Raw genomic sequence first — 15,822 nt, 5'->3', positions numbered from 1 at the left:
ACATGGGCTGTCAAGTATTCACCTTCCTCCTTGCTTCGTTCATATACTAGGTATAAATGACGAACGGAGGAAGAATTATGAGCTGGCAGCATCTTCGTACAGGCAAAACACTCCAGCAACGCTTGGCCCAATTGCAGGGACATCTTGCTGAGCTTAACGCCCCGCGTTCCGGTCTGGAGCCTGGACGCATTCGTCGGGTATTCCCTCGTAATTTTGTCAAAATCAATCATCAATTATTTATTCCGCTAAGCCTAAATTCGATTCGAGTATTCAACGTTCCGCGCACACAGCGAGGGATTCGGGTTGGCATCCGTACAACATTCCCTTCACGCAATGCATTCCGAAATATTAGACTGGTCGGCGTTGGACTCAATTATATTGAGTTGCAAGGCAAAGGCAGAGTTCCTTCACGTATTCTGTTTCCGCTTTCCAGCGTGGAGTCCATCTATCGCCCTCGCAAGCGAACCTTGAAGGGGAAACGTGGCTGTATCCGTCGTAGATAGATTAGAACGAGCCGAAGGAGCGATATGAAGAATTTGCTCAAGTTGAATGCCTAAGCAACATGTCCATGGAGAAAAAAACGGTGAGAATCGGTTGTCTCCGCTTCTCACCGCGAGGTTAAATGCCTACCTTGTTACACATACTCGCTGCATCCATGCATATATTAGAACACGTTCGCTCCATCCAATTAAATGCCTGTCCAGACATCCTTCGCATAACGACCTTGCTCTTGAAGCTGATTCAGCCAGGCTTCTGCCTCTTCTACCGTCTTACCTTGAGTATCTGCATAAGCCTGCTTTAGCGTTAATTCCACATCGGGAGCCATTTTACTGCCATCTCCGCAGATGTATAAATGCGCCCCATTTACCAGCAAAGGAATTAACAGATGTGCATCCTCTTTCATCCGATGTTGAACATAACACTTCTCTTCCCCTTGAATCCTGGAGAAGGCTGTATGCAGCTGTACAAGCCCCTCCTGCTCTGCAATTTCCAGCTCGTTTTTGTACAAATAATCATGCTCCGGATTGCGGCAGCCAAAGTACAGATGTGCTTCACCAACTTGCGCGCCTTCCTCCTTCATCACATGTCTCGCCTGCAAGAAACCACGGAATGGGGCTACCCCTGTTCCTGGTCCAACCATAATGATCGGCACTTCTGGACTTTCAGGCAACTGGAAGCCAGATTCCGGTGTACGAACAAACATAACAACCTCATCACCAGGCTTCAGATCAGCCAGATAATTGGAAGCAATACCTTTATACATCCCTTTTCCACTCCACGCAGATGCCTTTACGACACTTACCGTAATGCTTGCTTGCGCTGCTTGTACCCGTGGTGAACTGGATATGGAGTAGTATCTGGCCTTCAACGAAGGCAATAATGTAAGAAAACGTTCAAACGGCAATTCACATGCTTCATATTTCTCCAGATAGTCCAGCATTGATATCCGTTTGCCACGAACTTCCTTCATATATAATGTCTCATCCAAGAGCGCTTCAAGTTCCTTCTTGTGTGGAGGGCAGACCGTATATGCAGTAAGTTCCCTTAACTGCGCACGTGTTGCGGCCTCTTGCAATTCCACACTATGGCTGAGCAGATCGTACAAGTTCACTGGCCGTTGCAGTGGCAGATGCGCCGCGCTTCTCCCCGATGCATCCAGTACCAGATGCTCTGTTCCCGTGAAACCGTAACGACGCAGCACACGCTCCACAAGCTCTGGTGGATTTTGCGGCAACACGCCAAGATGATCACCTTCCTTATATGTGATCCCCTCCGGCAGCTTAATCTCCAGATGTCTTGTGCTTCGCTCGCTCCCTACATCATGAAGCTCCCGATTCTCCAGCACGGTTGCAACATGTGCGTCATACGTTTCAACCAGCGGTGTAACCGCCCTGCCACTAACAAATTGTACCGACAGGGAGCTGTGTTCACTTTTGGCTCCCGTATTCAGATTCAATTCCAGCGTTCGTGCCAAGTCAGGCCATAGTTGTTCTGTCCAGTCCTCCACCTGCTTCTCAAAATCTCCGCTGGCATCTGACTCCCCAAGAGATGATAAACGCTTGGCTCCCCGTAAGGACAGCTGTTCATCAATCAGACGTGGAATCCGCTGATACGTGCTGGCCCAGTTATGGTCACCGCATCCGAGAACCGTATATTTTACGCCCTCGAATTCCCCCTGATCGGCATGCTGAATCCACTCTACAAACGTTCTGGCATTACTTGGCGGCTGACCGTTATACGATGCGCTGACAATAATAACAGCCCCTTCTTTCGGCAACCTGCCGACGCGATCATCCAGTGCAGCGACTTCACTGCGGAAACCTTGATGTCTCGCGGTATCCGCTATTTCGCGTGCGATCCCTTCAGCCGTCCCCAGATTCGAGCCGTAGAGTACAAGTAAGGGAGTATCGTGTGCTTCTACCACATCTTGTTCATGCTTTTTCACTGTGTTAGCAGGCTCTTGCATAGCCACACCAGGTACAGCCATCACAGGCTGACCTCCGCGCGAACGTACACGAATGATGAATTGATCGGGTTTGAGTGTCAATGTCTCTTTGACTTTTAACTGATAATTCATATAATCGATGAAGTCAAAATGTTTCAGCACCATGCCCAGCACGAGCGTCGCTTCCTGAAGCGCAAACTGCTGACCGATACACGCGCGTTGACCGTTGCCAAACGGTTTATACGCGTTATGTGGCACCTTGCTTGGGTCTTCGAATCGCTCAGGCCGAAACTCCTCCACATCATCTCCCCATGCCTCACGGTCACGATGCAACTTGGGAATGAGCACGCTGACACTGTCCCCTTTCTGAAGCGGGTATTGTCCGCCGAGCACTGTATCCTCTTTTGCATATAAAGAGAATGCTGGCGCGGTTGGCCACAAGCGTAGTGCTTCATTCAGCACCATACGTATATATTTCAATTGACGAACCTGATTGTACGTTGGCACCGGGTCTTTCAGAATCTCATCTGCTTCCGCTTGGGCTTTCGCGAGCTTATCCGGGTTTTTCATCAAGTAGTACACGGCAAACGATAACAAACCACTTGTCGTTTCATGCCCTGCAATCAGAAATGTAATAATCTGATACCGGATATTTTCGTCATCCAGCGTTTCACCTGTCTCCGGGTCCTTGCCGCTAAGCATGTGAGAGAGCAGATCATCTGCCCCTTCCAGCGGTTGCGCTTTACGCTCTGCAATAATGTGATCCACTAGCGAGAACATGGAACGGATATCCTGATCGAATTGTTTCTTTTTGCTGATCATCAATTTATCCTGCAAACGCAGACGCTGCAACGAACTCATGGATTCATCCAATGCACGTACCATGCTTGTAATGAATGGATGTGGCTCTTCACGGTAGAAACTGTTGAAGCGATAGTTAAACCCACATAAACCAATGGTATCTAACGTCAAACGAGTCATATCATCCGGTACATTCACCGTTTCATCGGGATTCAGTCTTGACCACTTCTGCACAAGCTGCACGGCAAGATCTACCATTTTGTTATGATAGCCCTGCATCGCACGCTGACTAAAACTTGGAAGCAACACATTATGTGCCTTTTTCCAGTTAGGCTCGTCCGTCCAGCTGGTAAAGAGTCCATCCCCGGCAAAAGCACGTACCTTCGCAAGCGGGGCCCATACTCTTTTATCAAATTTGGATTCATCCGTCACTTCGGCTACGTACTTCTCACTTGAAATATAAAGCTCGCTTCTTCCAGGGTAATCCATGCGAAAAATAGGTCCGTACTCGCCTGCCAGCTTCACCAAGGACTGGGTCGGCTCATCAAAATTCAACTGTGGCAAATTGCCCAGTGGACCGTACGTTTTGGGCTGAGGCACTGAAACGGGTGACATAGCTCTCACTCCTTCTTTTTCTCCAAATGTAAATGATGTTTCCTGAAGCATAGCGCGTTGAATCAGATTTCAGTTAAATCCATCTTTTATTCACGTGTGTGTTGTGTGTAATATGTCATACCCAAAACCAACTGACCATAATCGTAATCCGGTCAATTTAGAGTAAAAAAAATGGGCATTTCTCTATGTCTATCTTTACCATATCATTTCCAGTTCCAATCTTCAACTGTCCTAAAGTCTCAGTTTCTCTCTCGCCATCCTCACTTCTAAAAAAAATAAAAACTGTCCTCAGCAGAAATTCTACCTTAAGGACAGTTCTATGTTTACAGTTACTCCCTGTTTCAGGCGGGCTAGAGATCCGAAAGCTAACCGACAATTAAACCATACACAATCCCTGGGCCATGAACCCCAATAGTTAAATCATTTTCGATATCGGACGATCGGCTGGGACCTGATATAAAATGAATGCCTGCCGGTAGCTGCGCGCGTCCTGCTTCGTCAAAACGGTTCAGTGTTTCTCCAAGCCTTGTATGCAGCCGTTCAAGCGGAATAATCAGGATCAGCACGGTTGGCAGAAGACTGACGGAACGTCCTTTCTCCGGGGAAGAAAGTACAGTTACTGAGCCAGTGTATGCTGTGGCATAATCCGCCATGACTACACCGATATCCGCTTCGGCTGCCCGGGCTTTCCAGTCTACATCCAGAGCACTATTCCACACGGAAACTTGTACTTCTGGAAGCTGTTCCTCCAGTCCCAGATCCGTAAGCGTCTGTTCATTCTGGCGAATTAGATATTTAGCACTTAATTCATTCACTTTGTTCGCAATGAACTGTGCTACTTCTTCCATATTTGACATGCGGCCGATATGCGCACCGACACTGACAAAATTATCTGTAAACGCCTGTATTCGCTGTTCCTCATCCCATTCCATTTCATTCCAGAAGTCCGGGGCACCTCGAAAAGCATGGATCGGCGCATGACGCTGCCTAGGTCTTTTCAACTTCGCGGCGATATCGTCCATAAACTTTTCCTGTCTACGCCGCGACTTTTCCTCCATAGATGCAAGCCACTGTTGATGTTCACTTCCCATGCTTCGAACCTCCCTTCCCGCGATCTCGAACAATCTGTTGCATGCGCTCTCGTACAGATGTATCCATAGCGGCATGTTCCTGCTGATTCAACTCTTGATCCAGACTATCCCACTGTTGCCGGAAGGATTTTTTCGCGAGACTGGGAGCTACTCTATACGTATTCCAGCCTTTAAGCGGGCCAAGCTTCAGTGAAATACCATCATTCCGCACAACCGCTTTTTGTCCGATCTGTCCAAGCCGAATAGCGAGAGCAAAACGTTTGGAGTTTGCCGCAACTGCCGCAAAGCCCTTCATCCCCATCGTTTCCAGCTTGTTGCCATGTCCTTCTTCCACCTTACGTCTGCGTAAATATACGAGCATGTCATGCAGTGGAATTTTGACGGGACAAGCTTCATAACAAGCACCGCACAGACTCGATGCACTCGCAATATCGTTCCACTCCTCAATATTACCGTTTAAAGCTGGAGTCAGCACCGCCCCAATTGGGCCACTATAGGTTCCACCATAAGCATGACCGCCAATGTGTCGATATACCGGACAAGCGTTAAGGCATGCTCCGCAGCGAATACAGTTGAGCAGTTCCTGAAACTCGGGATCACCGAGTTGTAAAGATCGTCCATTATCTACGATAATGATATGCATCTCATCCGGCCCATCTGCATCTGCCGAGCGGCGAGGACCTGTAATGCCCGACATGTACATCGTGAGCTTTTGTCCGGTAGCAGAGCGTGGCAACAAGGTTGCCATAACTTCAAGGTCTGCCCATGACGGAATGATGCGCTCCATGCCCATAAGTGTAATCTGTGTTTTTGGCACGGTAGATACCATACGGGCATTGCCTTCATTTTCAAATAAAACCATCGAACCCGTCTGCGCAATCGCAAAATTGCAACCTGTCAAACCGATATCAGCCTCCAAAAATTTCTCGCGCAGCTTTTTGCGGACGAACCCGGCGAGTACCGTTGTATCTGGCTCCAGTATCTCTCCAGCTTCCTTGGATAATAACTCCGCAATCTGATATCTGTTTTTGTGAATGGCCGGTATGACGATGTGGGAAGGCGCTTCACCCGCCAGCTGTATAATATATTCGCCAAGATCGGTCTCAATGGCTTCTATGCCTGCCGATTCCAGCACATGGTTCAGATGCACTTCCTCCGACACCATGGATTTGGATTTCACTACAGTTGAAGCTTGCTTGTGCGCCGCAATATCAAGAGCAATGGAAGCCGCTTCCGCTGATGTATCTGCAAAATGAATATGCACCCCGTTCGCACGGGCGTTGTTCACAAACTCATTCAAGTAATAATCGAGATGTGCGATTGTATGCAGCCGAATCTGGCGTCCACGCTCCCGCCATTCTTCCCAGTTGCCATGCTCTTCCGACGCAGCTTTCTTGCCATTACGCAAACGTTCTGTTGTGAACTTGACCGCCTTGCGGAGAAAATCATCATTCAGTGCCAGACCCGCACGGGATTTGACCGTTTCATCCATAACACCAGGTTGGCTCATCGTGTCTGCACCCCCTCATATAAAAGTTCGGCCAGATGCATCACCCGCACTGGTTCATTTCGGTGCCGCAGATTGCCCGCAATATTCATCAGGCAAGCCATGTCTAGCCCAACGAGAACTTCGGCTTGTGTTTCTTTCACATGATCCACCTTTTCGGTCACCATCGCCCCGGAAATATCCGACATTTTAATCGCAAACGTACCACCGAATCCACAGCAATCCTCTGCATGAGGGAGTGGAACAAGTTCAAGCCCTTTCACGTTGGAAAGCAAGGCCAGCGGTTCATCCTTTACCCCGAGCAGACGACTGCCATGGCAGGACGGATGGTAAGTTACTTTATGCGGAAAATGTGCACCGAGATCGGTTACACCTAACACCTGTACAAGAAATTGTGTGAACTCGTAAGCCTTGGCCTCAAGGCGCTTCGCTTTATCCAGCCATTCTGGCTCATCTGCAAACAGTTCTGGATAATGATGAATCATATATGTGCATGAGCCTGACGGACAAACCACAAAATCACTGTCATCAAACGCTTCTAATATCGTCTTGGCAGCTACCCGAGTCTCATCCCAATATCCACTGTTATACGAGGGCTGACCACAACAGGTCTGTATCTTTGGAAACTCCAGCCGAATACCGTGAGCGGCCAGCAATCGAACCATCGCTTCCCCCACTCGGGGGTAAATGGCATCGCTGAGACAGGTTATAAATAAGGAAACCTTCATCATTACACACTCCAATAAACAAATGTTTTCAGGTTAACGCTTCGTTATCGTTATACCGTGCGAATTAACAAGTGGTAGGCACTACACAAGGAAATCTGTTCCTCGCTTAAGGGTTGATCCGTAATAACCGTGTGTACCGTATCGAGTCCGGTCACACGGGCGAAAGCCCGAAGGCCAAACTTGCTCGCATCAGCCAGCAGGATTACCTGATCTGCAGTACCTACCATTTTCTGTTTTAATCTGGCTTGAAGCTCATTGGATTCACTGATGCTGCCGCTCTCAAGATGCACACCCTTGCAGGATAAAAAAAGTTTGTCCACATGATAGGTTTCGAGAGAACGCTCAGCGAGTGGGCCAACAAAGGATAAAGACCGCGCAGCCAGCTGCCCACCAGTGGAAATCACCTCGATGTTATCCCGACTGCTGAGTTCTGTGGCGACTTGAATCGAGTTGGTCAGCACCGTTAATGGCATATCCGGCATGTTCGCCGCCATATAACCTGCTGTTGTACTGGCATCCAGCAAAATGCGATCTCCCGGCACGATTAGCGCCAATGCCGCATCAGCAATCCGTTTCTTCTCCACCGCATGTGTCGTTTCCCGAATTCGGTACGGAATCTCTGGCTGCTCCTCCCTGACACTGACCGCTCCGCCGTGTGATCGGCGCAGCCGACCAGCCTCTTCTAAACGATCCAGATCACGGCGGATGGTTTCTTCGGTTACCCGGCAACGTTCACTCAGCTCGGATACACGCATGCTGCCCTTGATATTAACTAGCTCTACGATCCGGTCATATCGTTCTGCCGCGAGCATGTCTACACCTCACTCCCGCTTTCTGTGCCCGGTGATAAAACCGTTATCCGCAAAAACCGTTCATAAGCATCTGCCCATGCCGACCTGTCTTGCGGTTCATATTCGCTAACCGGGAATGAATCACGAATAGCGCGGCGGGCTTCCCAAATATCCTTAAACGTTCCGCTCGCGATCCATTGCACAGCCATATTGCCGATTGCACTTCCCTCCGCTGGCCCTGTCCATACTGGCTTGCCGATGGAGTTCGCTGTCCACTGGCATAATAACTCATTCTGAATGCCGCCGCCCACCATATGCAGTCCGCCGAATGTTTTCTCTGACAGCTGCTCCGTCCATTCCAGAACCCTTCTATACTTCAAAGCAAGACTCTCCAGAATAGCCCTGGCTATACTGCCCTGATCCTCTGGAACACGCTGTCCTGTCTTCTGGCAATATTGACGAATGCGTTCCGTCATATTGCCAGAAGGCAGAAATAACGCATCATCCGGGTCGAAGAGACTGGCAAACGCCGGTGCTGTTTCAGCCTTAGCAAGTAATGAGCCATAGCTAATCCCTTGCCCTTCACGTTCCCATTGCCGCATGCATTCCTGCAAGATCCAAAGGCCCATAATGTTTTTGAGCAGACGATATGTTCCCCCCGCACCACCCTCATTCGTAAAGTTCAGTTCCATACTCTCCGCACTGATGACGGGCTGATCCAGTTCAGTACCCATCAGGGACCACGTTCCACAGCTTAAGTAAGCAAAGCTTCGTTCCGTAGCTGGAACCGCTGCCACAGCCGAACCGGTATCATGCTCTGCTACTGCCAGGACGGGAATGGGCGCAAGACCAATATCATGACATATGCTGCTGCGTAATTGTCCAACAGCGCTCCCCGGTAGGACCGCATCCCCGAACCATTGCTCAGAAACACCAATATAAGCGAGAAGTTCACGATCCCATTGTCCAAGCACCGGATTGTATAACTGTGTTGTTGTAGCATTGGTGAACTCATTTACCGCTTCTCCAGTGAGAAAATACCTTAATAAATCAGGGATCATTAGAAAACGCTCCGCTTCGCGCAGCAATGGAGAAGCGCTTCGCTTAAGTGCCGCGAGTTGGTACAATGTGTTAAACGGTAGAAACTGTATCCCTGTGCGCTCGAAAACTCGCTTAGCCGTTATCTCCTGACAAACTGTATCCATTACACCGTTGAACTGTGTGTCACGATAATGATAGGGATTACCAAGCAGTTCACCATTGCTGCCCAGCAAACCAAAATCTACGCCCCAAGAATCGATGCCCATACTCTCCGGCACTTCACCTTGTTGTTTTATAAACGTCAAGCCCTGCAGTACTTCATGATGCAGCCGCAAGATATCCCAGTGCATCCGATCACCCGTCTTCACGGGTTCATTTTTGAATCGGTGAATTTCACGAGTTTCGATCCCTCGATCATTCAGATGACCAAGTATCGCTCTGCCGCTTCCTGCACCCAAATCATAAGCCAGTACACTCACTTCTCTCCCACCTTTCAGTTGTTATTGTCTTCATCTTCGCTTATATCTTTATTTAATTACTAAATTACTGTTTGTTTTTCTTTGTTTAATACTGTTTTGCTTTATTTTACGAGTATATCATCAATGTAAACGTTTGAATACCCATGAATTCGCTTTCTCATTGAATAACAAAAACGGCTCACTCCCTTCCGAAAGTAGCCGTTGCTTGCTTTTCCTATGAAAAATGATTCACTCTTAATTCCCAGGTTGCCCAGACTGAGGCTGGAGATCTCGTTCAAAATGTTTAAATCGAGTGCCTTGATATGTCAGCATCCCCTGATCTTGTTCCACCAGCATTCCGTAGGTTTGTCCGCCAACATTTAATTCCAGGCGTTCCCCATTGTCAAACTCAAAGGTCGCATAATAACTCGTTCTGGCACTGCTATCCCCACTTCCACCTCGAACCTCGGTTCGTTTCGTCACGACTCTGGAATGTAAGGTCAATACAGCCGCAGCATTGTTGGAAGACCAGGTTCGTACACCCGAGAAAATCGCATATACGATACCTCCTGCCACAACCAGAAATACGATGCCGATCAGAATAGGGACAATCGTGCCCATAGCTCCAAGCTCATTAAATCCAGAAAAAAAACCACTCTGATTGCCTTCAAATCCCGGCACGCCGCTCATATCGTCTAATCCCCCAAAGCCATCTACACTCAACTGGCCCACTGACGAGAATATGCCCGTAACCGTCATAACACATCGTTCCTTTCCCCACGCAAAATAACAGTTCACCGCTTCCCGTTCAGGAAATGGTTCATTTGCAGACAACCCGTTCTGCCTTGTCCCTATACTATATGAGCCGGATTAGGAATACAGACGTTCAAGTTCGTCCACAAGACTGCCGACATAAGAAACGGCTGTGCGGATCGGTTCAGACCCAGACATGTCCACACCTGCAAGCTTCATCAATTCCTGCGGTGCGAGGCTTCCCCCGGATTTAAGTGCCTCAAGCCAGCGATCCACTGCAGGCTGCCCTTCCTCTCTAATCTTCTGTGCTGCAGCTGTTGACGCTGTGAGACCGGCTGCATACGTGTAGGGATACAAGCCCATATAATAATGCGGCTGTCTCATCCACGTTAGCTTGGCCCCTTCGTCCACTACCAGCTCTGGCCCCCAGAATTCGGAAAGGATCGCACCTTTCAGCTCACTTAACGTCTTTGCAGTAATTGGCTTATCATTCGACGCAAGTGCATACACCCTACGCTGTAGTTCACCTTCCAGCAGATGTGTAACGAAGTTATGATAATACGTATTAAGCAATTGCAAAATCACCCAACGACGCATTCTAGGATGATCGGAACGTTTCAACAGATGATCTGCCAGCAGCATTTCGTTCATTGTCGAAGGTGCTTCAATAAAATAAAGAGACGGCCGCGTATTGGTAAGCCGCTGATATTTGCCTGCTAGCATAAAATGGCCTGCATGCCCCACTTCATGCGCCAGGGTAAACGCTCCGCGCATATTATTCGCCCAAGAGATCAAGATGTAGGAGTGCGCGCCATAGATAGAGGAACAGAACGCTCCCGTGGATTTACCTGCATTGTCCGCGTAATCAACCCAGCGGTCATTAAAGGCCCGTTCGACAATCTCCCCATATTCCGGCCCCAGTACATCCAGCGCCTCACGGATCAACGTGCACGCTTCATCATAGGTAATCGCTGGACTAAATTCCGGATCAAGCGGAGCCTTGAGATCACAGAACATCAGCTTATCAAGTCCAAGCTCACGCTTTTTCAGTGCAGCCAGTCTGCGCATATGCGGCGCAAGCTCCTTTTGAATAATATCCAGAACGTTATTATACATTTCCTTGCTCACTTGTTGTGGAGCTAATAGCATGTCCGTCACATCTTCATATCCGCGCAGACGGGATAGCACCACTTGTTTTTTGACCTCAGTAGCATATCCTTCAGCAAACGTATTTTTGTATTGATCCAACGTTTCAGTAAAGGAGGCATAAGCGGAACGACGCAGTTTGGTATCGGGAGACATCTCGTAATTATTTTCGTAAAAAGACCACGATAATGGACGTGACTGCTCCTCACCATCCAGCACTTCATCAAAAGTCATATCCGCCAGCTTGCCACGTTGATAGATTCGATAGGGGGAATCCAGTACTTCACCAAGCGAAGCTAGCACTTTCTCCGTTTCAGGCGAGAGTCGGTGTGCCTTTTCTTCAATAAGTCTCTCCAGGCTGCGCTTGTACGGTTCCAGACCCGGAAGTTCATTCATATACTTCTCAATTGAGCCTTCTGGCAGTGAAACAATCTCGGAGTTGACAAATGACAAGCTGGACGACAAGTTAGACAGAATATCACCAGCTTTAGCGGCATTCTCGATATTTAGCGGGTTCGTGCTGTCCTCGGATTGTTTTAAGCGCGCATAAGCCGCCGTTTTACCGATTCGTTCCTGCAAAGCTTCACGAGCATCAAGACAAGCGAGCAATTGCCCCGCACTTTGACCCAGTGTACCTTTGAATGTTTCGATATCAGAAGCAGCATCCGGCAGCGATAGAAGTTCCTGTTCCCACTGCGCATCGGTTGCAAACAAATCACGCAAATCCCAGGTTGTTTCTTCCATAACCTCGGAACGTAAACGTATCTTTTCCATCTTGATTGTCATCCTCCTTGCATTTCCAATATCTCTCATCGTATCATACTCTGCTAATCGATACATGACATCTCCTGATTATGAGACTTTTGGTTTAAATCCGCAGAAATCAATCCGGCTGGAAAAGTAAAAAAACGTCAAGCTCTGGAGTTGCCCAGTTTACCTGACGTTTCGTTAATCGATCATTCATTTCTGATTCTTCAAGATATTCATCGGTGTACTATAAGATATTCAATTCGTCCGCTTTCCAGATGACATTTTCACCGTAGTTTTTGCCCCAGTTATACATCGCATGCAACACCGGCATCAGACTCTGCCCATGATCCGTCAGTGAATATTCGACTCGAGGCGGAACTTCGGCGTACACCTTGCGTTCCACCAGTTTGTCCTCCTCCAGCTCCCGCAGCTGGTTGGTCAGCATCTTTTGCGTAATATGGGGGATCAGGCGTTTTAACTCACTGAAACGTTTAGTGCCCTCCAGACCCAAATGCCACAATATAATCAGCTTCCACTTGCCGCCAATCACCGCCAACGTTAATTCCTTTTCACAGTTGATTTCTTTTAAATTAATGCGTTCTTTGACTTCGGACGCCATGGTTCCAAGTCCCCCCTTATCTCGTACGATATCAAACTCTAATACTTCATTTTACTACAGCACGGACCGAATGCAAAGTTCGCTCATCTTTTTCACAGAAAAGACCGCAATCCCATTTGCACAGGACTCCGGTCTACTTCATTTTTAGCTATATTAAACGCGTGAGCACTTTAATCGAACTACTCCAGATTCGCGTGCCGGCTGAACATATCTGCACCAGTCATGCCTTTCATCTCCATCATGGTGAGGATCAGCGCATCCATGCTGAGTAACAAGCTTTGTTCAAACAAGGAACCCATGGGCTGGATAGTAACATCCGCTCCGGCTCCCGCCGTATCTTCTTTTGCAGAGGCAGGCAGACGAACGACCGCTTGTGCCAGCTGTGCAATTGTGGAATCGGGCTTAATCGTGATTAAGCCTACAGGTGCACCCGCTTGATTCGCTTTTCGTGCCATGGCAACCAGCCCACCTGTCTCTCCAGAACCAGAGCATAACAGCAGGAAATCTGCGGAACCGATCCCCGGTGTCACGGTCTCGCCTACGACGTAAACGGTCAGTCCCATCTGCATCAATCGCATCGCAAATGCTTTTCCCATGAGACCTGAACGACCCGCGCCAGCTACAAAAATGCGTTCCGCAGCTAACACCTGCTTTGCCATTGCCTGCATCTCGGCATCGTCAAGCTGGCTTAACGTGCGTTCCAATTCCTTCAGGATATCTGCGGCGTATTGTTTGCTGCTCATCTGCTTATCCTTGCTGAACAAGACGCTGCATTTCGGATGCTACAGCTGCTTTATCTGCTTGCCCTGTAATACCGCCACCAACGATGACCAGGTCAGGCTGTGCTTTCACAACTTCTGGCAATGTGTCCAATTTGATACCACCAGCAACTGCGGTTTTTGCATTTTTCACTGCACCTTTGATCGTTTGCAGGTCTTCGAACGGGCTCTGTCCAACCGCTTGCAGGTCATAACCGGTGTGAACACAGATGTAGTCTACGCCCAGAGCGTCAACTTCACGTGCACGTTGTTCCAGGTTAGGCACGTTGATCATATCCACGAGAACTTCTTTGTTTTGCTTTTTCGCTTCTTCTACAGCGCCTTTGATCGTCATATCGTTACTTGCACCCAGAACGGTGATCAAGTCTGCGCCCGCTTCAGCTGCTTTCATGATTTCATATCCGCCAGCGTCCATAATTTTCAGGTCTGCAAGGACTTGCAGGTTAGGATACGCTTCCTTCATTGCTTTTACAGCATGCAATCCTTCGTTAATAATAATCGGTGTGCCGATTTCGACGATATCAATATATTGTTCAACTTCTTTAACCAGTGCGATACCTTCCGGGATGTTAACCAAATCAAGTGCGAGTTGTAATTTCATGTTTTATGTCTCCTTTGTATTTGAGGTTGAGTAAATAGTTTTCAATCCATTTTTCGATCCATTTGCCAATCAACATGCTATTAACTTTACAGCCAACGATCCGTTGCTGAGGCCAGCATCTCGTAATGGTGGCTGCTAGTTCATTGTAGAGCCTGACTATCTATTTAGGAAGTACGCACTTTCAAGTGAGGTAGTTACTTGGGCGAAACTAATGATAATATTCCGTTGTTATGAGAAATTATTTTCAATTACACATCCACCTTCAACTAACTCAACGAGCATTATTACTAACAGCGTTACTGTTCAACATAAATTTAAGCGGGTTCGTGCTATGGATCTTTTTCCTTTATCATAATGATTTTCAAAAAAAGAAAAAGAAGAACCCTGTCTTCTCAGGCAGGGTTCTTCTCAATTTTTCATAGCAGCATAAGCGCTGTATGTCAATATTTATTTACACATCGACCGATTACAGATATACAGGTTTCACACATACCGGCTTGGATACGCCTGTGCTGTGACCTGTGTATTTCAAGCGACCGCTTTCCTGATCTACCGTAAAGGTAACCATGTTGTTCGTATCACGGTTAGCCGCAATCAACAGTTTACCATTCGGTGTCAATGCGAAATGACGCGGGTGCTGTCCTTCTGCGGAGACATGCTCTACCAGGGTCAGATGACCTTTGTCTGCATCTACTGCAAATACTACGATGCTGTCATGTCCACGGTTGGAACCATATACAAAACGGCCATCGCTCGAAACCGTAATCTCAGCGGTTGTATTCTCAGCCCCGTCGTAGCCATCAGGAAGCGTTGAAATATTGGAGATTTCAGTCAGTGTGCCTGCAGCTGCATCATACTTGTAAGATGTGATTGACGAATCTACTTCGTTGATCACATAGGCAAATTGACCATTCGGATGGAACGCCAAGTGGCGTGGTCCTGCGCCCGGATGGGTTTTCGTTTCACTGTGAAGCACCAGTTCATTGGTGTCTGCGTTAATGGAGTAGATCACAATTTTATCTGCGCCCAAATCCTGTACCATCATATATTTACCATCTGGGCTGAAGAATGCCGAGTGCACATGTGGCTTGTCCTGACGCTCAGGATGTGCGCCGTGTCCTTCATGTTTCTTCTCGTCCAGAAGCGCTCCAACTTCACCGTTGTCTGTGAGTGCCTGGAGTCCTACCAGTCCACCGTGATAGCTGGACAGGATCAAATATTTACCGGAAGGGTCACGCTGAATGTGGCATGGTGGAGCAGAGATGGAGTCTTTGCGATTGAGCAAAGTTAATTTACCATTCGAAGGATCTACACTCAGTGCTACCGCTTCAGACATTTTATTGCCCTCAGCAGACGCCGTTTCACCAATCGCATATAGTTTGTTTGCTTGCGCGCCCACGTTAACAAACGTCGGGTTTTTCACGCCCGCAATGCCGTCCAGCTTCGCCAGACTGCCTGTATCCTCATTTAATTCATATGCGTAAATGCCCTCATTTTCCGCTTCGGCATAAGAGCCGACTAGTACGAGCAAGCGTTTTGATTCACTCATTACAGTTTCCTCCTCTATGTGTATGTAATCTTGTTGCACCTCTTCTATAATAAATCTGCCATATCAAAATAGCAATCTGACCCCTGCCCGCTCCACCTGTGCCCGACATGTTTAACGCAATGCAATGCGCATCTGTATAAGGAATAT

At 48.0% G+C, this 15,822-nt stretch carries 13 protein-coding genes; 1 reads left to right on the top strand and 12 read right to left on the bottom strand.

All coding sequences use genetic code 11. The features are described 5' to 3' along the window. The first annotated feature begins 77 nt into the window (after positions 1 to 77). Positions 78 to 503, top strand: a complete 426-nt coding sequence (locus ABIE27_RS17115) for a hypothetical protein (protein WP_123066680.1) — start codon at positions 78 to 80, stop codon at positions 501 to 503. Positions 504 to 688: 185 nt separating this feature from the next. Here the strand turns inward: ABIE27_RS17115 and ABIE27_RS17110 are convergent, their stop codons facing one another. The 12 genes from ABIE27_RS17110 to ABIE27_RS17055 all read right to left on the bottom strand — a co-directional run bounded on the left by ABIE27_RS17110 (position 689) and on the right by ABIE27_RS17055 (position 15,675). Beyond that, on the bottom strand, positions 689 to 3,862 hold the full coding sequence (locus ABIE27_RS17110) for a bifunctional cytochrome P450/NADPH--P450 reductase (protein WP_429351050.1): 3,174 nt from the start codon (positions 3,860 to 3,862) through the stop codon (positions 689 to 691). A gap of 365 nt (positions 3,863 to 4,227) precedes the next feature. Further along, on the bottom strand, positions 4,228 to 4,953 hold the full coding sequence (locus ABIE27_RS17105) for a LutC/YkgG family protein (protein ID WP_123066682.1): 726 nt from the start codon (positions 4,951 to 4,953) through the stop codon (positions 4,228 to 4,230). Then, positions 4,943 to 6,463, bottom strand: coding sequence for a LutB/LldF family L-lactate oxidation iron-sulfur protein (locus ABIE27_RS17100; protein ID WP_429351049.1), 1,521 nt, complete (start codon positions 6,461 to 6,463; stop codon positions 4,943 to 4,945). The genes ABIE27_RS17105 and ABIE27_RS17100 overlap by 11 nt, the downstream gene beginning before the upstream one ends. Next, positions 6,460 to 7,188: a (Fe-S)-binding protein gene (locus ABIE27_RS17095; RefSeq protein ID WP_123066684.1), complete on the bottom strand. Its 729-nt coding sequence runs from the start codon at positions 7,186 to 7,188 to the stop codon at positions 6,460 to 6,462. The genes ABIE27_RS17100 and ABIE27_RS17095 overlap by 4 nt, the downstream gene beginning before the upstream one ends. 50 nt (positions 7,189 to 7,238) lie before the next feature. After that, positions 7,239 to 8,000: a DeoR/GlpR family DNA-binding transcription regulator gene (locus ABIE27_RS17090; protein WP_123066685.1), complete on the bottom strand. Its 762-nt coding sequence runs from the start codon at positions 7,998 to 8,000 to the stop codon at positions 7,239 to 7,241. 2 nt (positions 8,001 to 8,002) lie between these two features. Continuing rightward, complete coding sequence (locus tag ABIE27_RS17085; RefSeq protein ID WP_429351048.1) at positions 8,003 to 9,499, bottom strand: rhamnulokinase; 1,497 nt, start codon at positions 9,497 to 9,499, stop codon at positions 8,003 to 8,005. A 234-nt stretch (positions 9,500 to 9,733) separates the two neighbouring features. Beyond that, positions 9,734 to 10,276: a DUF2500 domain-containing protein gene (locus ABIE27_RS17080; RefSeq protein ID WP_429351047.1), complete on the bottom strand. Its 543-nt coding sequence runs from the start codon at positions 10,274 to 10,276 to the stop codon at positions 9,734 to 9,736. Positions 10,277 to 10,348: 72 nt separating this feature from the next. Next, on the bottom strand, positions 10,349 to 12,151 hold the full coding sequence (gene pepF / locus ABIE27_RS17075; RefSeq protein ID WP_429351046.1) for an oligoendopeptidase F: 1,803 nt from the start codon (positions 12,149 to 12,151) through the stop codon (positions 10,349 to 10,351). A 220-nt stretch (positions 12,152 to 12,371) separates the two neighbouring features. After that, positions 12,372 to 12,746, bottom strand: a complete 375-nt coding sequence (locus ABIE27_RS17070) for a winged helix-turn-helix transcriptional regulator (protein ID WP_123066688.1) — start codon at positions 12,744 to 12,746, stop codon at positions 12,372 to 12,374. Between the two features lie 179 nt (positions 12,747 to 12,925). Continuing rightward, positions 12,926 to 13,489, bottom strand: coding sequence for a 6-phospho-3-hexuloisomerase (hxlB, locus tag ABIE27_RS17065; RefSeq protein WP_429351045.1), 564 nt, complete (start codon positions 13,487 to 13,489; stop codon positions 12,926 to 12,928). A gap of 4 nt (positions 13,490 to 13,493) precedes the next feature. Then, complete coding sequence (gene hxlA, locus ABIE27_RS17060) at positions 13,494 to 14,126, bottom strand: 3-hexulose-6-phosphate synthase (RefSeq protein ID WP_090920812.1); 633 nt, start codon at positions 14,124 to 14,126, stop codon at positions 13,494 to 13,496. A 466-nt stretch (positions 14,127 to 14,592) separates the two neighbouring features. After that, positions 14,593 to 15,675 (bottom strand): lactonase family protein, encoded by a 1,083-nt coding sequence (locus tag ABIE27_RS17055; RefSeq protein ID WP_429351044.1) that lies wholly within the window; start codon positions 15,673 to 15,675, stop codon positions 14,593 to 14,595. Positions 15,676 to 15,822: the final 147 nt, after the last annotated feature.

It is taken from the genome of Paenibacillus sp. 4624 (genome assembly GCF_050435065.1).
GTDB classification, from domain to species: Bacteria; Bacillota; Bacilli; order Paenibacillales; family Paenibacillaceae; genus Paenibacillus; species Paenibacillus amylolyticus_D.
This window is presented reverse-complemented; position numbering and strand designations above follow the sequence as displayed.